14 protein-coding genes are annotated in these 21,463 nt (G+C 68.9%); 13 read left to right on the forward strand and 1 reads right to left on the reverse strand.

Annotation, left to right across the window (positions count from 1 at the left end; all coding sequences use genetic code 11):
• Positions 1–545 precede the first annotated feature (545 nt).
• The gene (locus tag OHA30_RS28105; protein WP_328916673.1) at positions 546–2,075 is read right to left on the reverse strand and encodes a UDP-N-acetylglucosamine 1-carboxyvinyltransferase; all 1,530 of its coding nucleotides are present in this window, start codon (positions 2,073–2,075) and stop codon (positions 546–548) included.
• Positions 2,076–2,427: 352 nt separating this feature from the next.
• Between OHA30_RS28105 and acnA the strand changes: the two genes are divergently transcribed.
• From acnA to OHA30_RS28170, 13 genes are all read left to right on the forward strand, one after another.
• On the forward strand, positions 2,428–5,154 hold the full coding sequence (gene acnA, locus OHA30_RS28110) for an aconitate hydratase AcnA (protein WP_328918024.1): 2,727 nt from the start codon (positions 2,428–2,430) through the stop codon (positions 5,152–5,154).
• A gap of 474 nt (positions 5,155–5,628) precedes the next feature.
• The gene (ngcE, locus tag OHA30_RS28115; protein ID WP_328916674.1) at positions 5,629–7,026 is read left to right on the forward strand and encodes an N-acetylglucosamine/diacetylchitobiose ABC transporter substrate-binding protein; all 1,398 of its coding nucleotides are present in this window, start codon (positions 5,629–5,631) and stop codon (positions 7,024–7,026) included.
• 82 nt (positions 7,027–7,108) lie between these two features.
• Complete coding sequence (locus OHA30_RS28120) at positions 7,109–8,038, forward strand: carbohydrate ABC transporter permease (RefSeq protein ID WP_328916675.1); 930 nt, start codon at positions 7,109–7,111, stop codon at positions 8,036–8,038.
• Between the two features lie 13 nt (positions 8,039–8,051).
• Positions 8,052–9,002 (forward strand): carbohydrate ABC transporter permease, encoded by a 951-nt coding sequence (locus OHA30_RS28125; RefSeq protein WP_328916676.1) that lies wholly within the window; start codon positions 8,052–8,054, stop codon positions 9,000–9,002.
• Between the two features lie 249 nt (positions 9,003–9,251).
• Positions 9,252–10,454, forward strand: coding sequence for an ROK family transcriptional regulator (locus OHA30_RS28130; protein WP_328916677.1), 1,203 nt, complete (start codon positions 9,252–9,254; stop codon positions 10,452–10,454).
• Between the two features lie 138 nt (positions 10,455–10,592).
• On the forward strand, positions 10,593–11,678 hold the full coding sequence (locus OHA30_RS28135; protein ID WP_328916678.1) for a sugar ABC transporter substrate-binding protein: 1,086 nt from the start codon (positions 10,593–10,595) through the stop codon (positions 11,676–11,678).
• Positions 11,679–11,937: 259 nt separating this feature from the next.
• Positions 11,938–12,726, forward strand: coding sequence for an ATP-binding cassette domain-containing protein (locus tag OHA30_RS28140; RefSeq protein WP_328916679.1), 789 nt, complete (start codon positions 11,938–11,940; stop codon positions 12,724–12,726).
• A gap of 17 nt (positions 12,727–12,743) precedes the next feature.
• A complete protein-coding gene (locus tag OHA30_RS28145; RefSeq protein ID WP_328918025.1) occupies positions 12,744–14,015 on the forward strand; it encodes a sugar ABC transporter permease in 1,272 nt (423 codons plus the stop codon).
• Positions 14,016–14,215: 200 nt separating this feature from the next.
• Positions 14,216–16,183, forward strand: coding sequence for a 1-deoxy-D-xylulose-5-phosphate synthase (dxs, locus tag OHA30_RS28150; RefSeq protein ID WP_328916680.1), 1,968 nt, complete (start codon positions 14,216–14,218; stop codon positions 16,181–16,183).
• Between the two features lie 169 nt (positions 16,184–16,352).
• Positions 16,353–17,894 (forward strand): amino acid permease, encoded by a 1,542-nt coding sequence (locus OHA30_RS28155; protein ID WP_328916681.1) that lies wholly within the window; start codon positions 16,353–16,355, stop codon positions 17,892–17,894.
• 52 nt (positions 17,895–17,946) lie between these two features.
• Entirely contained in the window at positions 17,947–18,807 is an 861-nt protein-coding gene (locus OHA30_RS28160; protein WP_328916682.1) for a DsbA family protein, read from the forward strand.
• 159 nt (positions 18,808–18,966) lie between these two features.
• Entirely contained in the window at positions 18,967–20,196 is a 1,230-nt protein-coding gene (locus OHA30_RS28165) for a peptidoglycan-binding protein (protein ID WP_328916683.1), read from the forward strand.
• A gap of 41 nt (positions 20,197–20,237) precedes the next feature.
• The gene (locus tag OHA30_RS28170) at positions 20,238–21,284 is read left to right on the forward strand and encodes an SPFH domain-containing protein (protein WP_328916684.1); all 1,047 of its coding nucleotides are present in this window, start codon (positions 20,238–20,240) and stop codon (positions 21,282–21,284) included.
• Positions 21,285–21,463 lie beyond the last annotated feature (179 nt).

A 21,463-nucleotide genomic window follows, 5' to 3' on the forward strand; every position in this document is an offset into this window, starting at 1 on the left:
AAGGTTTACAGATAAACAAGTAAAGTTGAATGAGGAATCTTTGATGTTTCAGCCTGTTGATCTTGGCGCAATAAAGCCCCAGCGGCCCGGGTGATCTGACGACACGTCAAGACATATCGCCCGTCCGATAACCGGTGCACCCTCTCCGGTATCGGGTCAGCCTGCGGCCAGGGGCTTGTGACGACGCGTCGAGCCGGCCTCCGGCCGGAGAGCGATCCCGCCCGGACACCCGCCGAAGGGGCGCCGAGCGAGATCCAGGACCTCGACCGCGGACAAGCGAAGCGCGAGGGTCCTCACCCTTGGTCCGGGGTGGGTGCCCTGCCCTGCTTGCCGTGGTGACCTGCGGCTTCGTCCGCTGTATACGACCCTTTCGCCTCATGGCCACCAGCGGGTAACTGCACCACCGCCGGCGCCGGCCGCGGCGGTCGGATGCCCGGCACCGTGCCCGGGCATCCGGGCATCCGGGCGATGACCCCGGAAATGACGCCGCACCCCGCCCGGCCCGCTGCGTCGCGGGTCGGACGGGGTGCGGCGGCACTCGCGTATCAGATGTCGCGGAAGGTCTCGATCTGCGCGCCGATCGTGTTGAGACGTTCGGCCAGGTCCTCGTAGCCGCGGTTGATGACGTAGACGTTGCGCAGCACGGACGTGCCCTCCGCGGCCATCATCGCCAGCAGCACGACCACGGCCGGCCGCAGCGCGGGCGGGCACATCATCTCGGCGGCCCGCCACCGCGTGGGGCCCTCGACCAGGACGCGGTGCGGGTCGAGGAGCTTGACGGCCGCGCCGAGCCGGGTCAGCTCGGTGAGGTAGATCGCCCGGTTGTCGTAGACCCAGTCGTGGATGAGCGTCGAGCCCTGCGCGGTGGCCGCGATGGCCGCGAAGAAGGGCACGTTGTCGATGTTGAGGCCGGGGAACGGCATCGGGTGGATCTTGTCGATGGGGGAGCGCAGCTTGGAGGGGCGCACGGTGAGGTCCACCAGTCGGGTACGGCCGTTGTCCGCCCGGTACTCGGGGGTCAGCTCGTGGTCGAGGCCCATCTCCTCCAGCACCGCGAGCTCGATCTCCATGAACTCGATCGGCACCCGGCGGATCGTCAGCTCGGACTCGGTGACCACGGCCGCCGCCAGCAGGCTCATCGCCTCGACCGGGTCCTCGGAGGGCGCGTAGTCCACGTCCCGGTCGATCTGCGCGACACCGTGCACGGTCAGCGTGGTCGTCCCCACGCCCTCGACCCGGACGCCCAGCTCTTCGAGGAAGAAGCAGAGGTCCTGGACCATGTAGTTGGAGCTGGCGTTGCGGATGACGGTGACGCCCTCGTGACGGGCGGCGGCCAGCAGCGCGTTCTCGGTCACGGTGTCGCCGCGCTCGGTCAGCACGATCGGCCGCTTCGGGGTGACCGAGCGGTCCACCTCGGCGTGGTACATGCCGTCGGTGGCCGTCACGTCGAGGCCGAAGTGCCGCAGCGCGTTCATGTGCGGCTGCACCGTACGGGTGCCCAGGTCGCAGCCGCCGGCGTACGGGATGCGGAAGCGGTCGGTGCGGTGCAGCAGCGGGCCCAGGAACATGATCACACTGCGAGTACGGCGGGCCGCGTCGGTGTCCATCCGGTCGAGCTCCAGCTCGGCCGGCGGCACGATCTCCAGGTCGTTGCCGTCGTTGATCCACCGGGTGCGTACGCCGATGCTGCCGAGCACCTCCAGGATGCGGTAGACCTCCTCGATCCTGGCCACCCGGCGCAGGGTCGTGCGCCCGGCGTTCAGCAGGGTGGCGCAGAGCAGGGCCACACAGGCGTTCTTGCTGGTCTTGACGTCTATGGCGCCGGACAGCCGGCGCCCGCCGACCACCCGCAGATGCATCGGGCCCGCGTATCCGAGGGAGACGATCTCGCTGTCCAGGGCCTCACCGATCCGGGCGATCATCTCAAGGCTGATGTTCTGATTGCCGCGCTCGATACGGTTCACCGCGCTCTGGCTGGTGCCGAGCGCCTCCGCGAGCTGCGCCTGCGTCCAGCCCCGGTGCTGGCGGGCGTCCCTGATCAGTCGGCCGATACGTGCGAGGTAGTCGTCGGTCATACGGATGAGGTTATCTCACATATGAGATGCGGCCAGCGGAGTACGGCCATTCGTGGCGCGTCCCACACCCGAGGGCGCTCCCGCAGCCGACGGCACTCGGCCGCCCCGGATCGCGCACGGCATGTCCCGGCCCCCTCACCGTACCCGCAGGCCTCTCCGCCCGCAGTCGGCCGCCCGGCGGCCGTTACGCGGCCGGGGAACCGGGTACCCGTGGGGGCGGAGCATGACCGGGGCGGGGTCGTGTACTAGAGTTATCTCGACATCGAGATATCTGCCGAGGCGTGCCGCCAGGTCGGCAGCAACGCGGTGGTACGCGCTCAATGACGCAAGAAGACGCATGAAGGAGACTGTCGTGTCGGCGAACAGCTTCGACGCCCGCAGCACCCTCGAGGTGGGCGACGAGTCGTACGAGATCTTCCGGCTGGACAAGGTGGAGGGCTCCGCCCGGCTGCCGTACAGCCTGAAGGTGCTGCTGGAGAATCTGCTGCGCACCGAGGACGGCGCGAACATCACCGCCGACCACATCCGGGCGGTGGGCGGCTGGGACTCCCAGGCCCAGCCCAGCCAGGAAATCCAGTTCACCCCGGCCCGCGTGATCATGCAGGACTTCACCGGCGTGCCCTGTGTGGTGGACCTGGCGACCATGCGCGAGGCCGTCAAGGAGCTGGGCGGCGACCCGGCGAAGATCAACCCGCTGGCCCCGGCCGAGCTGGTGATCGACCACTCCGTGATCGCGGACCGCTTCGGCACGTCCGAGTCCTTCGCCCAGAACGTGGAGCTGGAGTACGGCCGCAACAAGGAGCGCTACCAGTTCCTGCGCTGGGGCCAGACCGCGTTCGACGAGTTCAAGGTCGTACCCCCCGGCACCGGCATCGTGCACCAGGTGAACATCGAGCACCTGGCCCGTACGGTCATGGTCCGCGGCGGCCAGGCGTACCCCGACACGCTGGTCGGCACCGACTCGCACACCACCATGGTCAACGGCCTCGGTGTGCTCGGCTGGGGCGTCGGCGGCATCGAGGCCGAGGCCGCGATGCTCGGCCAGCCGGTGTCCATGCTGATCCCGCGGGTCGTCGGCTTCAAGCTGACCGGCGAGCTGCCCACCGGCACCACCGCCACCGACCTGGTGCTGACCATCACCGAGATGCTGCGCAAGCACGGTGTGGTCGGCAAGTTCGTCGAGTTCTACGGCGAGGGCGTCGGCGCCACCTCGCTCGCCAACCGCGCGACCATCGGCAACATGTCGCCGGAGTTCGGCTCCACCGCCGCGATCTTCCCGATCGACGCCGAGACGCTGAAGTACCTGCGGCTGACCGGCCGCGACGCGCAGCAGGTCGCGCTGGTCGAGGCGTACGCCAAGACGCAGGGCCTGTGGCTGGACCCGGCCGCCGAGCCGGACTTCTCCGAGAAGCTGGAACTCGACCTCTCGACGGTCGTGCCCTCCATCGCCGGCCCCAAGCGCCCGCAGGACCGTATCGTCCTGGCCAACTCCTCCCGGCAGTTCGCCCGCGACGTGCGCAACTACGTCACCGACGACGAGGAGGCGGGCAAGGAGTCCTTCCCGGCCTCCGACTCCCCGGCCGCGGCCGACGGCGTGCCGACCAAGCCGACCCAGGTGCTGGCCCCCGACGGCTCGACGTACGAGATCGACCACGGCGCCGTCACGGTCGCCGCGATCACCTCCTGCACCAACACCTCGAACCCCTACGTCATGATCGCGGCCGCGCTCGTGGCCAAGAAGGCCGTCGAGAAGGGTCTGACCAGCAAGCCGTGGGTGAAGACCACGCTCGCCCCGGGCTCGAAGGTCGTCACCGACTACTTCGACAAGGCGCAGCTGACCCCGTATCTGGACAAGCTCGGCTTCAACCTGGTCGGTTACGGCTGCACCACCTGCATCGGCAACTCGGGCCCGCTGCCCGACGAGGTCTCCAAGGCGGTCAACGAGGCCGACCTCGCGGTGGCCGCGGTGCTCTCCGGCAACCGCAACTTCGAGGGCCGGATCAACCCGGACGTCAAGATGAACTACCTGGCGTCCCCGCCGCTGGTCGTCGCCTACGCCATCGCCGGCTCGATGAAGGTGGACATCACCAAGGACGCGCTGGGCACGGACGCCGAGGGCAAGCCGGTGTACCTCCAGGACATCTGGCCGACCGAGGCCGAGGTGAACGACGTGGTGGCCTCCGCGATCGGCCAGGACATGTTCACCGAGTCCTACAGCGACGTCTTCGCGGGCGACGCCCAGTGGCAGGCGCTGTCGATCCCGACCGGCAACACCTTCGAGTGGGACCCGCAGTCCACCTACGTCCGCAAGCCCCCGTACTTCGACGGCATGGGCACCGAGCCGGAGGCCGTCACCGACATCTCCGGTGCCCGTGTGCTGGCCAAGCTCGGCGACTCGGTGACCACGGACCACATCTCCCCGGCCGGCGCCATCAAGGCCGACTCCCCGGCCGGAAAGTACCTCACCGAGCACGGGGTCGAGCGCCGTGACTTCAACAGTTACGGTTCGCGCCGCGGCAACCACGAGGTCATGATCCGCGGCACCTTCGCCAACATCCGGCTGCGCAACCAGATCGCGCCGGGCACCGAGGGCGGCTTCACCCGCGACTTCACCCAGGTCGCGGACGCCGCCGCGGCTCCCGTGACCTCGATCTATGACGCCTCGCGCAACTACATCGAGCAGGGCATCCCGCTGGTCGTCCTCGCGGGCAAGGAGTACGGCTCCGGATCGTCCCGCGACTGGGCCGCCAAGGGCACCGCGCTGCTGGGTGTGAAGGCCGTGATCGCCGAGTCGTACGAGCGCATCCACCGCTCCAACCTGATCGGCATGGGTGTGCTGCCGCTGCAGTTCCCCGAGGGCGACTCCGCGCTGACGCTGGGCCTGACGGGCGAGGAGACCTTCTCCTTCACCGGGGTCACCGCGCTCAACGACGGTGGCGTCCCGCGGACCGTCAAGGTCACCACCGACACCGGTGTGGAGTTCGACGCGGTCGTGCGCATCGACACCCCCGGCGAGGCGGACTACTACCGCAACGGCGGCATCATGCAGTACGTGCTCAGGTCGCTGCTGCGCAAGTGACCGACCGGTGAAGGGCGTTCGCCGAGCCCGTCACCGCCGCTCCGACAGGGCCGCATCCCCGCCTTCCGCGGGGGTGCGGCCCTTGTCCGTGCGTGCGCCCGCACACATCTTCCGCAAACACTTCACTACTTGAACACACCGCTGCCGAAGTGCCGTTGACAAGTGAATACAACTTTCGGCCAATCGCCGGACAGAGCGGCGTCCCACGTTTCGGACAGGTCTCAACTCGGGAAAGCTTGCCGTCCAAACCGGCAATGGATCTTGCCCTGCCGGAGCCAAGTGGACTATACCTGTCGAGGTCCAAGGAACCCGCCCAGCAGCGGGGCCGGGGCGGGGGGAACGGCGGGCCGAAGAACCCGGCGCTACGGTGACGTACCCCACCTCGATGGATGTACCACTCACGCTTCAACTGTTCGCGGTCGTCGGCGGATTCCGCTGCACCGCATGAGTCCTGGAGAAGGCGAGGACTTGAGCATGGGATCCGAAATGAACCGCCGGAATCTGGTCAAGCGCTCCGCGGCGCTTGGCCTGGTGGCCATTCCGTCGGCCGGTCTGCTGAGTGCCTGCGCGTCGAGCGGTGGGGACGACAGTTCCACCACCAAGCCCACCAAGGGTGCGACGACCGACAAGAACAACCCGTTCGGCGTGACCGACAAAGCCGGCCTCGACATCGTCATCTTCGACGGCGGTTACGGTCACGACTACGCCACCGCGCTCGGCAAGCTCTACGAGGGCAAGCACGCGGGCTCGAAGGCCAGTGTGCTGCCCACCCAGGACATCACCGGCAAGCTCCAGCCGCGCTTCAACGGCGGTACCCCGCCGGACGTCGTCGACGACTCGGGCGCCAAGAACATCAAGCTCGACGTGCTGCAGAAGTCCGGTCAGCTGACCGACCTCACCCAGCTGCTCGACGCGCCGTACATCGACGACCCGACCAAGAAGATCCGCGACGTGCTGCAGCCCGGCACCGTCGAGCAGGGCCTGCTGGACGGCAAGATGTACTCGCTGAGCTACATCTACACCGTCTTCGGCCTGTGGTACTCCGGCAAGCTCTTCAAGGACAAGGGCTGGACCGAGCCCAAGACGTGGAAGGACTTCATGTCCCTCTCCGCGGAGATCAAGAAGGAGGGCATCGCGCCCTTCTGTCACCAGGGCAAGTACCCGTACTACATCAACGTCGCGATCATGGACCTGATCGCCAAGAACGGCGGCGCCGACCTCCAGAAGCGCATCGACGCCCTCGACGACACCGTCTGGGACGAGCCCGCCGTCAAGAACAGCATCGACGCGATCTACGAGATCGTCGACAAGGGTTACCTGCTCCCCGGCACCAACGGTCTGACCCACATCGAGTCGCAGACCGCCTGGAACCAGTACAAGGCCGCCTTCATCCCGTGCGGCTCCTGGCTGGAGAACGAGCAGATGAAGGCCACCCCGAGCGACTTCGACATGAAGTTCATGCCGATGCCCTCGCTGGACGGCGACAAGCTGCCCTTCGAGGCCATCCGGGCCGGCGCGGGCGAGCCGTTCATCGTCCCGGCCAAGGCCAAGAACCAGGCCGGCGGCCTGGAGTTCCTGCGCATGATGCTGACCAAGGAGGGCTCCGGCAAGTTCGCCGCCGCCGCCAACTCCCTGACCGTCCTCAAGGACGGCGTCGGCTCGGACGTGCAGCTGCGCCCCGGCACCGCGTCCACCGTGACCGCGCTGACCGCCGCCGGCAACAACACGTTCAACTACAACTACCCGAACACGAACAGCCAGTTCGACACCGACCTGCAGAACCTCAGCGCCGAGCTGATGGCCAAGCGGCTCACCCCCGCCCAGTGGATCGCGAAGGCCAAGCAGGCCGCGCAGAAGGCCAAGAAGGGCTGACCCAGCGACGTTCGTGCGTGTCGTGGGGGCCGGGCCTGTCCGGCCCCCGCGGCGGCACAGCCCCTCGATCAGGAGCAGATCCATGCAGCATCGCAAATACCCCTTCATCGTGGGTTTTCTCATCGTCCCGCTCGTCCTCTACATCACCTTCGTGATCTGGCCGTACTTGCAGACGTTCGGCTACTCGATGACGGACTGGTCGGGTGAGTCCCAGAAGTTCAACTTCGTGGGCTTCGACAACTACACGGCGCTGTTCCACGACAGCGTCTTCAGAACCGCGTTGTGGCACAACATCCTGCTCCTGATCTTCCTGCCGGTCATCACGATCCTGCTGGCGCTGTTCTTCGCCTTCATGGTGAACGTGGGCGGCCGCGAAGCGGCCGGCGGTGTCCAGGGTGTGCGCGGAGCGGCCTTCTACAAGGTCGTCTACTTCTTCCCGCAGGTGCTGTCCGTCGCGATCCTGATCGTGCTCTTCGGCGCGGTCTACCGCAGCGACTCGGCGGGTCTGCTCAACGGTGTGCTGGTCAAGCTCCATCTGGAGGACGCCAACAACCCGGTCGAGTGGCTGAACGACCCGAACCTGGTGCTGTGGTGTCTGCTGGCCATCCAGGTGTGGGCGGGCGTCGGCTTCTACCTCGTGCTGTTCTCCGCGGCCATGCAGTCCATCCCGAAGGACATCTACGAGGCCGCGCTGCTGGACGGCGCCGGCCGGTCGCAGACCTTCTTCAAGGTCACCCTCCCGCTGCTGTGGGACAGCGTGCAGACCTCCTGGGTCTACATCTCGATCTTCGCCATGGACTTCTTCGCGCTGGTCTCCGGCCTGACCGCGGGCACCTTCGGCGGCGGTCCCGACCACCACAGCGAGGTCATGGCGACCTACCTGATGCGCAACTTCCTGTCGTTCGGCAAGAGCGGCTACGCCTGCGCGCAGGGTGTGATCATCATGCTCGTCACCCTCATCGTTTCCATCGTCACGCTGCGGGCCTCCCGCCGTGACCGTATCGAGTTCTGAGCGGGGAAGCATCATGACCTCACCCATCACCGAGTCGCAGACCGGGCTGCCGAACCAGGTCCCCGCTCCCGGTGGTCCCGGCAGGGCCACGAAGGACCGCAGCGGCGGATCGCGCGACAACGGCAACGGCGGCCGGGTGCTGAACGTCTTCTCCCACGGGTTCCTCGCCCTGTGGGCCGTCATGATCGTCTTTCCGCTGCTGTGGATCATCCTCTCGTCGTTCAAGAACAACGCGGAGATCGGCGGCAGCGCCTGGTCGTGGCCCTCGCACTGGAGCTTCGGCGCCTTCGGCCGGGCCTGGGACAAGGGCATCGGCCACTTCTTCCTGAACACCGTGATCGTGATGATCTTCTCGGTGCCGCTGACCATGCTGCTGGGCGCGATGGTCGCCTATGTGCTGGCGCGGTACGAGTTCCCGGGCAACAGGTTCTTCTACTACCTGTTCGTCACCGGCGCGATGTTCCCGTACTTCCTCGCCCTGGTCCCGCTGTTCTTCATGGTGCGGAACCTGCACATGCTGAACACGTACCAGGGGCTGATCCTGGTCTACATCGCCTACTCGCTGCCGTTCACGACGTTCTTCATGCACTCGTTCTTCAAGACACTGCCGACGGCCGTGCACGAGGCGGCGGTGCTGGACGGGGCCTCGCACACCAGGACCTTCTTCCAGGTGATGGTGCCGATGGCCAAACCGGGCCTGCTGAGCGTCGGCATCTTCAATGTGCTCGGCCAGTGGAACCAGTACATCCTGCCGGTCACCCTGATGCAGCCGCAGACCAGCAGCGACGCGGACCACTCGATGCTGGCCCAGGGGCTGGTGAACCTCGCGCTGTCGCAGGGTTACTCCGGCGACTACCCGGCGCTCTTCGCCGGCATGGTGGTCGCGATGCTCCCGGTACTCGTGGTGTATCTCTCCTTCCAGCGTCAGGTGCAGGCCGGACTCACGGCGGGCACCCTGAAGTAGCCCCTGAGCAGGCAAGGTGCGGTCCCGGGCGGCTTCGCGAACGAGCGGAGCCGCCATCGGGCGTCGAGCGGTGCCGGGCATAACGGTGTGGCTCTCCCCCTTGACGGGACATCACCCCAAACACTCAACTTAGAGTTCACATGTTGTAGACGACGGGGTCTCACCGCTGTGCCTGATCCGGCGCGGCTCGCGGGTCCCGTCCCGTGCGGGCCGCCGGAGGCGTCCGGCTGCCGGGCAGGAGTGGATGTCGTGGAGACTCCGGGATCGCAGTCGTCGCTGCACCGGGCCAATCTGGAGCGTGTCGTACGGGCCGTACGGCTCGCCGGTTCGCTCACCCAGGCGGAGATCGCGCGGAGTACCGGTCTGTCGGCCGCCACGGTGTCCAATATCGTGCGTGAGCTGCGGGACAACGGAACGGTGCAGGTCACGCCGACCTCCTCGGGTGGTCGGCGGGCCCGCAGCGTGGCGCTGTCCGGGGACGCGGGGATCGTCGTCGGGGTGGACTTCGGCCACTCCCATCTGCGGGTCGCGGTCGGCAACCTGGCCCACCAGGTGCTGGCCGAGCAGTCCGAGCCGATCGACGTGGACGCCTCGGCCTCGCAGGGCTTCGACCGCGCCGAGCAGCTGGTGGCCCGGCTGGTGGAGTCCACCGGGATCAGCCCCGAGAAGGTGCTCGGCGTCGGGCTCGGTGTGCCCGGGCCGATCGACGTGGAGACGGGCACGCTGGGCTCGACCGCGATCCTGCCGGGCTGGAGCGGCATCAACCCCCGCCAGGAGCTGACCGACCGGCTCGGCGTGCCGGTCCAGGTGGACAACGACGCCAACCTCGGCGCGCTCGGCGAGCTGGTGTGGGGCGGCGGCCGGGGAGTGAAGGACCTGGCCTACATCAAGGTCTCCAGCGGTGTCGGCGCCGGCCTGGTGATAGACGGCCGGATCTACCGCGGGCCCGGCGGCACGGCGGGCGAAATCGGCCACATCACGCTCGACGAGTCGGGTCCGGTCTGCCGCTGCGGCAACCGCGGCTGCCTGGAGACCTTCACCGCCGCGCGTTATGTACTCGAACTCCTGCGGGGCAGCCACGGGGACGGTCTCACCGTGCCGAAGATGGTCCAGCTGGGCCGCGAGGGCGACCCCGGCTGCCGCCGGGTGATCGGCGACGTGGGCCGGCACATCGGCATGGGCGTGGCGAGCCTGTGCAACCTCTTGAACCCCAGCCGGGTGGTGCTCGGCGGCGATCTGGCCGAGGCGGGGGAGCTGGTGCTCGGACCCATAAGGGAGTCGGTGTCGCGGTACGCGATCCCCAGTGCCGCCCAGCGGCTGTCGGTGGTGCCGGGCGCGCTCGGTGCCCGTGCGGAGGTTCTGGGCGCTCTTGCCCTGGTGTTGAGTGAAATGGGAGATTCAACGCTTTTGGATGGAAATACATCGGTTGATACACCCGCCTTTTCGGCATAACGGAGTGTTCACACAGCTAACGAACCGCGCCGTTGCCATCTCGTTAAGTGTTTACTTCTTGACGGCACTGCGTCAGCCGGAGTTGACTCACGACAACCTCGGCCGCGGTGTTGCGGCCCTGTCAGGGAGGCACCTCACATGAACGCAATGACGCGTCGAATCGTCGTCGGGACGGCAGCTGTTTCGATCGCGCTCACGATGGCCGCGTGTGGCAAGGCGGGTGACAACGACAAGAGTTCGAGCAAGAACGACAAGTCGATCGGCCTGCTCCTGCCCGAGAACGCGACCACGCGATACGAGAAGTTCGACAAGCCGCTGATCGAGGCGAAGATCAACGAGCTCTGCTCGGACTGCAAGATCGAGTACGACAACGCCGGCGCCGACCCCGCCAAGCAGGCCCAGCAGGTCAACACCATGATCACCAAGGGTGTCAAGGTGCTCATCCTCGACGCGCAGGACTCGGTGGGCATCAAGTCCTCCGTCCAGGCCGCGGTCGACAAGGGCATCAAGGTCATCGCCTACGACCGCCTCGCCGAGGGTCCGGTCTCCGCCTACGTCTCGTACGACAACGAGAAGGTCGGCGAGCTCCAGGGTCAGGCGCTGCTCGACGCGATGGGCGACAAGGCCACCCCGCAGTCCAAGATCGTCATGATCGACGGCGACCCGGCCGACCCGAACGCCGCCATGTTCAAGGCCGGCGCGCACAAGATCCTCGACGGCAAGGTCGACATCGCCTACGAGCAGTCGGGTCTGTGGAAGGACACCGTCGCCAACCAGAAGGTGACCGCGGCGATCACCCAGCTCGGCGCGAAGAACATCGCCGGTGTCTACTCCGCCAACGACGGCATGGCCGGTGGTATCGCCACCGCGCTGAAGGGCGCGGGCATCAACCCGCCGCTGACCGGTCAGGACGCGGAGCTGCCCGGTCTGCAGCGCATCCTGCAGGGCACCCAGACCAGCACGATCTACAAGGCGTACAAGCCCGAGGCAGACGCCGCCGCCGAGCTCGCGGTCGCCCTGCTCAACGGCAAGGACGTCAAGTCGGTCGCCGACGGCACCGCCACCAGCGGCTCCGGCCAGACCGTCCCGTCCAAGCTGCTGGCCGCCACCTCGGTGACCAAGGCGAACATCAAGGACACCGTGATCCAGGACGGTCTGTACACGACCGCCCAGCTGTGCACCGGTGAGTTCGCCCAGGCCTGCAAGGACGCCGGTATCTCGTAATGTCCGGGCCGACGACCGCGTCGGGACTGTACGGTCCCCCTGAGGTCCCAGCCCTCCCGTAGAAGCCTGTCCGGCGCCCGGCCCCACCTCATCACCCCGCTGCCGGGGCGGGGCGCCGGACGGAAACGCTTACGGGAACGATCTTTCGGGGCAGGGGTCTTACCCCTACCCCGTTCTCTTTGTCATTCTGTGCTTTCGCGCACTCCCTCCGCGGCTGAACCCAGCACGCGGCATCCCCGCCGGTCAGGCGGCGAAGGAGATGGTTCACGTGTCCGCTACGCCCGTGCTGGCGTTGCGCGGGGTCTCCAAGCGATTCGGTGCTGTTCAGGCCCTCACCGATGTCGAGTTGGAGGTCCATTCCGGAGAAGTGGTCGCCCTGGTGGGCGACAACGGTGCAGGCAAGTCGACCCTGGTGAAGACCATCGCCGGGGTCCATCCCATCGACGAGGGCGTCATCGAGTGGGAGGGCAGGCCGGTCAGCATCAACCGGCCGCAGGACGCCCAGCACCTCGGCGTGGCCACCGTCTACCAGGACCTCGCCCTGTGCGACAACCTCGACGTGGTCGGCAACCTCTACCTCGGACGGGAGCTGCTCCGCTTCGGCAGCCTCGACGAGGTGACGATGGAACAGCGCGCCCGCGAACTGCTCAACACGCTGTCCATCAGAATCCCCAGCGTCCGTATCCCGATCGCCAGCCTCTCCGGCGGTCAGCGCCAGGTGGTGGCCATCGCCCGCGCCCTGATCGGCGAGCCGAAGGTCGTCATACTCGACGAGCCCACCGCCGCCCTCGGCGTCGAGCAGACCGCCCAGGTGCTCGACCTGGTCGAGCGGCTGCGCGAGCGCGGTCTCGGAGTGATCCTGATCAGCCACAACATGGCCGACGTCACCGCCGTGGCGGACACCGTCCACGTTCTGCGGCTGGGCCGGAACAACGGGTCCTTCCCGGTGAAGGGCACCACGAACGAACAGATCATCGCCGCGATCACCGGTGCCACGGACAACGCCGTGACCCGTCGGCAGGCGCGCAACGCGGAGGCGGCCAAGTGAGCAGCGACAAGAGCACCCTGGACACCTCCAAGCGCGGCGACGAGACGCCGCCGTCGGCGGTGCCGACGGTCGACCCCCGGCTGCTCGTCCGGGAAGAGGGCTTCAAGGGCTACCTCACCGAGTTCCAGCGCAAGCTCAAGGGCGGCGAGCTGGGCTCGCTGCCCGTCGTGGTCGCCCTGATCATCATCTGGACGATCTTCCAGCTCAAGGACAGCCTGTTCCTGAGTTCGACCAACATGGTCAACATCAGCTACTTCCTGTCCGGCACGGGCATGCTCGCCGTCGGTCTGGTCTTCGTGCTGCTGCTCGGTGAGATCGACCTGTCGGTCGCCTCGGTCAGCGGTCTGGCCTCCGCGCTGTTCGCGGTCTTCACCGTCACCCACGGCATGAATCTGTGGCTGGGCGTCGTCCTCACCATCCTGATCGGGCTGGGCATCGGCGCGGTCCACGGCTTCTTCTTCGCCAAGATCGGCGTCCCCGCCTTCGTCGTCACCCTGGCCGGCTTCCTCGGCTGGAACGGTCTGATGCTCTGGGTGCTGGGCGACACCGGCAGCCTCCACATCTCCGACAAGGGCCTGCTGCACACACTGGGCCAGCGCTCCTTCTTCCTCGACCAGGACATCGCCGGGGCCTACATCCTGGCCACCGTCGGCGTCGTCGCGGTGCTGCTGGCCTCGCTGGTCGAGCAGGCCCGCCGCCGCAAGGCCGGGGTGCCGTTCCGCCCGACGAGCGAGATCGTCATGCGGGTCGTCGTCCTCGCGGTGATCGCCTACGTGACCGCGTACGTCCTGAACAAGAGCGCCGGTGTCCCCAACGCGCTGGTCATCTTCCTGGTCACGCTGGTCGTCTGCGACTTCGTGCTGCGCCGCACCACCTTCGGCCGCAAGGTCTTCGCGGTCGGCGGCGGCATCGAGGCCGCCCGCCGCGCCGGTATCAACGTGGCGGCCGTACGGATCGCGGTGTTCTCCATCGCCGGCGGCTTCGCGGCCCTCGGCGGCCTCTTCCTGGCCGCCCAGACCGAGACCGCCACGCTCCAGGCCGGCCAGGGCAACCTGCTGATGCTGGCCATCGCGGCCGCCGTCATCGGCGGCACGAGCCTGTTCGGCGGGCGCGGCAGCGTCTGGTCGGCGCTGCTGGGCATGCTGGTCATCCAGTCGATCCAGACCGGCCTCGACCTGCTCAACATGAGCAGCGCGATCCAGTACATGATCACCGGCGCGGTGCTGCTCGCCGCCGTGGTCATCGACTCGGTCTCGCGCCGCACCCAGCGCACCTCCGGTCGCGCGTAGCACCTCCGGTCAGCACCCCGTCAGCACCCCCGCCGCCGGGCGGTCCTGGATCTTCAGGGCCGCCCGGCGGTTTCGCGCGCGCGGGACGTGGCAGGCATGCCGTGACACACATCGCACGGGGCGCCCGACACCCCCGCAACCGGAACATTAGACTCAGGCGAAGGCCAGATCGGCCGGCGCGACAGGCAGAGGAGGAACGGGTGGCAGTGCTGACCCGTATCAACGGACCCCGCGACCTCGACCGGCTCGGCCGACAGGAGCTCGTTCAGCTGGCGGAGGAGATCCGCACCTTCCTCGTCGACGCGGTGTCCAAGACCGGCGGGCACCTCGGCCCCAACCTCGGTGTGGTCGAGCTGACCATCGCGCTGCACCGGGTCTTCCACTCCCCGAAGGACCGCGTCCTCTTCGACACCGGCCACCAGGCGTACGTCCACAAGCTGCTCACCGGGCGTCAGGACTTCGGACGGCTCAAGAGCAAGGGCGGGCTGTCCGGCTACCCCTCACGGGCCGAGTCCGAGCACGACGTGATCGAGAACAGCCACGCCTCCACGGTGCTCGGCTGGGCCGACGGCCTGGCCAAGGCCAATGAACTGCTCGGCCGCGACGACCATGTGGCCGCGGTCATCGGTGACGGCGCCCTGACCGGCGGCATGGCCTGGGAGGCGCTGAACAACATCGCCGCCGCCAAGGACCGCCCGCTGGTCATCGTGGTCAACGACAACGAGTGGTCGTACTCGCCGACCATCGGCGGCCTGGCCAACCACCTCGCCACCCTGCGCACCACCGACGGCTACGAGCAGTTCCTGGCCCGCACCAGAGAACTGCTGGAGCGCACCCCGCTGATCGGCCGGCCGCTCTACGAGACGCTGCACGGCGCGAAGAAGGGCCTCAAGGACTTCATCACCCCGCAGGGCATGTTCGAGGACCTGGGGCTGAAGTACGTCGGCCCGATCGACGGCCACGACATCGAGGCCGTGGAGTCCGCGCTCCAGCGCGCCAAGCGCTTCGGCGGCCCGGTCATCGTGCACTGCATCACCGAGAAGGGCCGCGGCTACACCCCCGCCGAGCAGGACGAGACCGACCGCTTCCACGGCATCGGCCCGATCCACCCCGACACCGGCCTGCCCATCGCGGCCGCCGGCGCCGACTGGACCTCGGTCTTCGGCGACGAGATGCTCGAACTCGGCCGGGAGCGCGAGGACATCGTCGCCATCACCGCGGCCATGCTGCACCCGGTCGGCCTGACCAAGTTCGCCCAGGCCTTCCCCGAGCGGGTCTACGACGTCGGCATCGCCGAACAGCACGCGGCCGTCTCCGCCGCCGGTCTCGCCACGGGCGGGCTGCACCCGGTGGTCGCGGTCTACGCGACCTTCCTCAACCGGGCCTTCGACCAGGTGCTGATGGACGTGGCCCTGCACAAGTGCGGCGTCACCTTCGTCCTGGACCGGGCCGGGATCACCGGCAGCGACGGCCCCTCCCACAACGGCATGTGGGACATGTCGATCCTCCAGGTCGTGCCCGGCCTGCGGATCGCCGCCCCCCGCGACGCCGACCAGGTGCGCGCCCAGCTGCGCGAGGCCGTCGCCGTGGAGGACGCGCCCACCGTGGTCCGTTACTCCAAGGGCGCGGTCGGCCCCGCGGTCGCCGCGGTCGGCCGGATCGGCGGCATGGACGTGCTGCGCGCCCCCGCCGACGGCGGGCGGCCCGATGTGCTGCTGGTGTCGGTCGGCGCGCTCGCCCCGATGTGCCTGGAGATCGCCACCCTGCTCGACGCGCAGGGGATCACCACCACCGTGGTCGACCCGCGCTGGGTCAAGCCGGTCGACGAGGCCCTGCCCGGGCTCGCCGCCAAGCACCGCGTCGTGATCACCGTCGAGGACAACGGCCGGGCGGGCGGCGTCGGTTCCGCCGTCGCGCAGGCGCTGCGCGACGCCGAGGTCGACGTGCCGCTGCGGGACTTCGGCATCCCGCAGGAATTCCTCGCGCACGGCTCCCGCAAGGACGTGATGGCCGCCGTCGGGCTGACCGCCCCGGACATCGCCCGTCAGGTGACCGGTCTGGTCGCCACCATCGACGGCCGGTTCGCGGACGAGGCCACCGACGTGGCCGTCTCCGGCGGGAGCGCGGAGGACGGCCTCGGCCGGGCCCGCGAGGTCGCCCAGGACTGAACACCGCCACGACGACGGCGCCATGAGGGGGGTCACCCGAACGGGTGATCCCCCTCATCCACAGGCGTACGTATAGGCGCGCCTTTACGGGTGAGGCGATTCACCACAGTGGAGTGACGACTGCCGTCCCGATCCCTGGGGCGGCGGTAGCGACTGTGGAGGTGCGCCCGTGGGCAGCGGCACGAGTGAGATCACGAAGGCGCCCCGGCAGGGGGTGTTCCGGTCCAAGAACATCGAGGAGTCGATCCAGGACACCGAGGAGCCGGGGCACGGCCTGCGCAAGGAACTCTCGGCCCTGGACCTGATCGTCTACGGCGTCGGTGTCATCGTCGGCACCGGCATCTTCGTGGTCACCGGCTCGGTGGCCAAGCTGTACGCCGGCCCGGCCATCGCGCTCTCCTTCATCGCCTCCGCGATCGCCTGCGCGCTGGCCGGCCTGTGCTACGCCGAGTTCGCCTCCACCGTGCCGGTGGCCGGTTCCGCGTACACCTTCAGCTACGCCTCGATCGGGGAACTGCCCGCCTGGATCATCGGCTGGGACCTGATCCTGGAACTCGCCCTCGGCGCGGGTGTGGTCGCCGGCGGCTGGTCCGGCTACGTGGCCGATCTGCTGTCGCACGTCGGGATCAACGTGCCGGACGCGCTCAGCCACAAAGGCGGCCACTTCGGCTTCGACATCCTCGCCGCGGCGCTGGTGCTGGTGCTCACCGCCGTCGTGATGATGGGCATGAAGCTCTCCGCGCGGGTCACCGGTGTGATCGTCGCGGTGAAGGTCACCGTCGTGCTGATCGTCATCTTCGCCGGGCTGTTCTATGTCACCGGCGGCAACTACGAGCCCTTCCTGCCGCCCTCCAAGCCCAACCCGGCGGGCAGTTCCGTTCTGCACGCGCCGCTGGTGCAGGTCATCTTCGGCTTCACCCCGTCCTCCTTCGGCGTCATGGGCATCTTCTCCGGCGCCGCCGTGGTCTTCTTCGCCTTCATCGGCTTCGACATCGTGGCCACCGCCGCCGAGGAGACCCGCAACCCCCAGCGGGACATGCCGCGCGGCATCCTCGGCTCGCTCGTGGTGTGCACGGTCCTCTACGTCGCGGTGTCGCTGGTCGTCACCGGTATGCAGAAGTACAGCCAACTGGACACCACCGCGCCGCTGGCCACCGCCTTCAAGTCGGTCGGCGCGCCCTTCTGGTCCGGACTGATCAGCTTCGGCGCCGCCGTCGGCCTGACCTCCGTGGTGATGATCCTGCTGCTCGGCCAGACCCGGGTGTTCTTCGCGATGAGCCGTGACGGTCTGCTGCCGCGCGCCTTCTCCCGGGTCCACCCCAAGTACGGCACCCCCTACCGCACCACGATCCTGCTCGGGGTGGTCGTCGCGATGATCGCCGGGTTCTTCACCGTCGGGCAGCTGGAGGAGATGGTGAACATCGGCACCCTCTTCGCGTTCGTCGTGGTCGCCGCCGGGGTGATCGTGCTGCGGCACACCCGCCCGGAGCTGCACCGGGCCTTCCGGGCGCCGTGGGTGCCGCTGCTTCCCGTACTGTCGGTGTGTGCCTCGCTGTGGCTGATGATCAACCTCAGCGTCGAGACCTGGATCAGGTTCGGCGGCTGGATGGTGGTCGGTTTGGCCATCTATTTCGGGTACGGCCGCTCGCACAGCGGGCTGAACCGCCCCCGGGAACCGGCCCCGGGGCCCTCGGTCACGGAGCGGGCGTGAGCGATGGTAGAAATGCGCGAGAGCAGAGCGGGACGATCGAGGTGGCGTAGTCATGACGGAGTCCAAGGGACCCGACAACCAGGACCGTGCGGTACCGGGGAAGAAGAAGCGCAAAAGCCCCCTGCACCGCCTGCGGCCCTACGCGGTCGGCATCGTGGCCATGGTCGTGGTCTTCGGCGGCTCCGCGCTGATCGGTGAGCATGTCCGGGCCACCAAGGACGACAAGGTGAAGAACCCGTCGGACGTGGTCGGCGCGGCCACCCTCAAGCCGGGCGTCACCCCGGACCCGGGCCAAAGCCCCCGGCCCGACCAGGACGAGAAGCTCCAGATCCCCGTGCACCCCACCGTGCCGGTCACGCTCACGGTCTACGAGGACCTGCGCAGCCCCGACTCCAAGGCGTTCGCCGAGGAGTACCAGGCGACCTTCGACCAGCTGCTCTCGACCGGCCAGGTACAGCTGCACTACCAGCTGGTCACCGCCTCGGACCGCGGCTACGGCGGCAAGGGCTCCCTGATGGCCGCCAACGCCGCCGCCTGCGCGCAGGACCAGAGCCGCTTCACCCAATACGTGCAGCAGATCTGGGACCACCAGCCGGACCCGCACGGCGACGGGCTGGCCGGCAGGACGCTGCTCAAGAAGCTGGCCCGTGAGACCGGCGGCATCATGATGGGCAAGTTCGAGCCGTGCATGGAGCAGGGCGACCACAACGGCTGGGTGAAGAAGTCCCAGGCCGACTACGCCGCCCTCGGTCTCGGCCAGGTGCCCGCGCTGGAGATCAACAACGTCGCGGTGAAGAACGTGCACACCTCGCTGACCCCCAAGAAGCTGCGCGCGATGGTGCTCAAGGAAGCCAAGCGCGTGGTCGCCGCACAGGCCACCGCGTCGCCCACGCCCACGCTGCTTGGCGACTGACACTCCGTCGGTACACGGCCGGGTCCGCCCCGGCCCCGCCGCCCCCCCGCGGTCGGGTGAGTCCATACCTTCAACAACAGGTATGCCGGATTTCGTCAACTTTCTGATGAAATTGGGTAATGAAGGCATGTGACCCCCGATCACGGAGGAGTGGTGCGCATGTCCATACCGGTGTTCGAAGACGTCGAACCGCTGCCCGCCTGCGGTTGTGAAGGCTGCGCGCGCCGCCGTCTCACCGACTCGCTGGACCGCCGATCCGGTGGTGTCACCGTCACCGGAGCGGCCCGCGCGGCCGTGCTGGCCGCCGTCACCGGCACCGCGCTGAGCGGCGGGGCCGCCGTCGCGGTCGCCGCCGCTCCCACGCCCGCCGGGGTCACCGCCTTCACCACCGGCGGCTCCCGGGCCGTACCGTCCACCGCCGCTCCGCTCCGGCTCACCCGCGCGCAGATCCTGGACCGCGCCGGGACATGGGTGGCCGCCAAGGTGCCGTACAGCATGACCGCGTACTGGAAGGACGGCTACCGGCAGGACTGCTCGGGCTTCGTCTCGATGGCCTGGGGCCTGGGCGTCAGCGCCTGGACCGGCAATCTGGCCGACTACGGGGTACGGATCACCCGCGACGAACTGCGACCCGGGGACATCCTGCTCTTCCACAACGCGGCCGCCCCGACCAGCGGTTCGCATGTCGTCGTCTTCGGCGGCTGGACCAACACCGCGCACACCGCGTACACCGGCTACGAACAGACCGTGCCCGCCACCCGGGTACGGGCCACCCCGTACGCGTACTGGTCGAACTCCGCGAAGTACATCCCCTACCGCTACAAGTACCTGGCGGGCAGCGGCAGTTCGGCCCCCACGGGGAACTCCGACGGCTACCCGGGCGCCGCCGCCTTCGGACCCGGCGCGGACAACGCGAACGTCACCCGGCTCGGCACCATGCTGATCGGCCGAGGCGCCGCCACCTACTACAAGACCGGCGCCGGGCCCCGGTGGAGCCAGGCCGACGGCAACGCCACCGCCGCCTTCCAGCGCGCCCAGGGCTGGACGGGCGGCGACGCCGACGGGCGGCCGGGGCCCGCCACCTGGCGCTATCTGGTCAGCCATCTCGGGAAGGACATCGGCGGCGGCGCCCGCGTCCCGGGCCCGGCCGTACCGCCCTACCCGGGGCTCGCGGTCTTCCGGCCCGGCCGGACCGACGACGCCGTGCTCGCCCTCGGCCGGCAGCTGGTCGCCAAGGGCTTCGGCAAGAACTACCGCCTCGGGCCCGGCCGTAGCTGGTCCGAGGCGGACCGGCGCAATGTGGAGGCGTTCCAGCGCGCCCAGGGCTGGTCGGGCCGCGACGCGGACGGCTATCCCGGGCCCGAGACCTGGAGGCGACTGTTCTCGTGACACCACCTCCCGTGACACCACCTTCGGCGACGCCACAGCCCGTGACACCACCGTCGGCCGCACCCGCTGCCGCCGTGCCGCCGAGGGCTTCCGTCGAGGACACCCTCGCCGACACCACGGTCCTGGCGGTGCTGCCCGGGCAGAGCCACCGGCCCGACGCGCTGTCCGACACCCTGCCCGTCGAACGGCCCGGACCCTGCCTGCCCGGGTGGGTCGCCGGGATCACCGCCCTGACCGCCGCCGGCGCGGCCGGCTGGCTGCTCTGGCGGGCCGGGGTCCTGCCCGGCCGCGTCGCCGGGCACGCCTGGCTGCCGCGCTCACCGCGCCGGGGCAGCGGCGGCGGCCTGTGGAGCGGGGTACTGCTGCTCGCGGCGGTCGCCGTCTTCGCGTCCGGCGGGCTGGCCCGGGGGAGACCCGGCCGGGTGCTCGTACTGACCCGCCGAGGGGCGTACCACGGCACCGTACGGCGGACCGGACTGCTGTGGATCAGCCCGCTGCTGCGCCGCCGCCGGGTCGACGTGGCCCTGCGGCACTGGCGCAGCGGGCCGATCGAGGCGGTCGACGGGTACGGGACGCCGCTGCGGGTCACCGTGCTGCTGGTCTGGCGGGTGCGGGACACCGCGCGGGCGGTCTTCGCCGTGGACGACCACGCCCGCTTTCTGCGGGAGCAGGTCGAGGCGGCGGTCGCCCTGGCCGCGGCCCGGCACCCGGCGGACGACTTCTCGGCGGAGACACCGACACTGCGGGACTGCGGGGCGCTCGCGGACCGGCTCGGGCGATGGCTCGCGGCCGAGCTGCGGGCGGTCGGGATCGAGGTCTTCTCGGCCACGCCGGTACGGGTGGACTACGCGCCGGAAGTGGCGGCGGTGATGCGGAAGGCGCGGGTGGCCGCGCTGGAGGCGAAGCGGAGGAGGGCCGTGCTGGACGATGTGCTCTGCGCCGTGGGGGAGGTCGTGCGGGGGATCTCCGATCGGGGGATCGTGCGGCTCGACGAGTACGAGCGGAAGGCGCTTGTGCGCGATCTGACCGTGGCGTTTCTTTCCCGCCCGCCCGGCCCTGTGGCCTCAGATGCCGGCCGGGCTGAGTAAGGGGCCGCTGCCCTCAGGCGCCGGGCGGGCTTCTGCGCTCAAACGCCGCGCGGGCTTGCTTTGCCCTCAAACGCCGGGCGGGCTGGAAAAACCCGCCGGGCGGGCTGGGAAAGAAACTGCCGGGCGGGCTGGGAAAACCTGCCGGGCGGGCTGGGAAAGAAACTGCCGGGCGGGCTGGG

This window comes from Streptomyces sp. NBC_00223, assembly GCF_036199905.1.
Lineage (GTDB): Bacteria > Actinomycetota > Actinomycetes > Streptomycetales > Streptomycetaceae > Actinacidiphila.

Excerpts from the sequence above, each read along its gene's own strand:
- OHA30_RS28120 (WP_328916675.1), top strand. The coding sequence starts at position 7,109 with ATGCAGCATCGCAAATACCCCTTCATCGTGGGTTTTCTCATCGTCCCG.
- ngcE (WP_328916674.1), top strand. The coding sequence starts at position 5,629 with ATGGGATCCGAAATGAACCGCCGGAATCTGGTCAAGCGCTCCGCGGCG.
- OHA30_RS28125 (WP_328916676.1), top strand. The coding sequence starts at position 8,052 with ATGACCTCACCCATCACCGAGTCGCAGACCGGGCTGCCGAACCAGGTC.
- OHA30_RS28105 (WP_328916673.1), bottom strand. The coding sequence starts at position 2,075 with ATGACCGACGACTACCTCGCACGTATCGGCCGACTGATCAGGGACGCC.
- OHA30_RS28135 (WP_328916678.1), top strand. The coding sequence starts at position 10,593 with ATGAACGCAATGACGCGTCGAATCGTCGTCGGGACGGCAGCTGTTTCG.
- OHA30_RS28165 (WP_328916683.1), top strand. The coding sequence starts at position 18,967 with ATGTCCATACCGGTGTTCGAAGACGTCGAACCGCTGCCCGCCTGCGGT.
- OHA30_RS28160 (WP_328916682.1), top strand. The coding sequence starts at position 17,947 with ATGACGGAGTCCAAGGGACCCGACAACCAGGACCGTGCGGTACCGGGG.
- OHA30_RS28140 (WP_328916679.1), top strand. The coding sequence starts at position 11,938 with ATGGTTCACGTGTCCGCTACGCCCGTGCTGGCGTTGCGCGGGGTCTCC.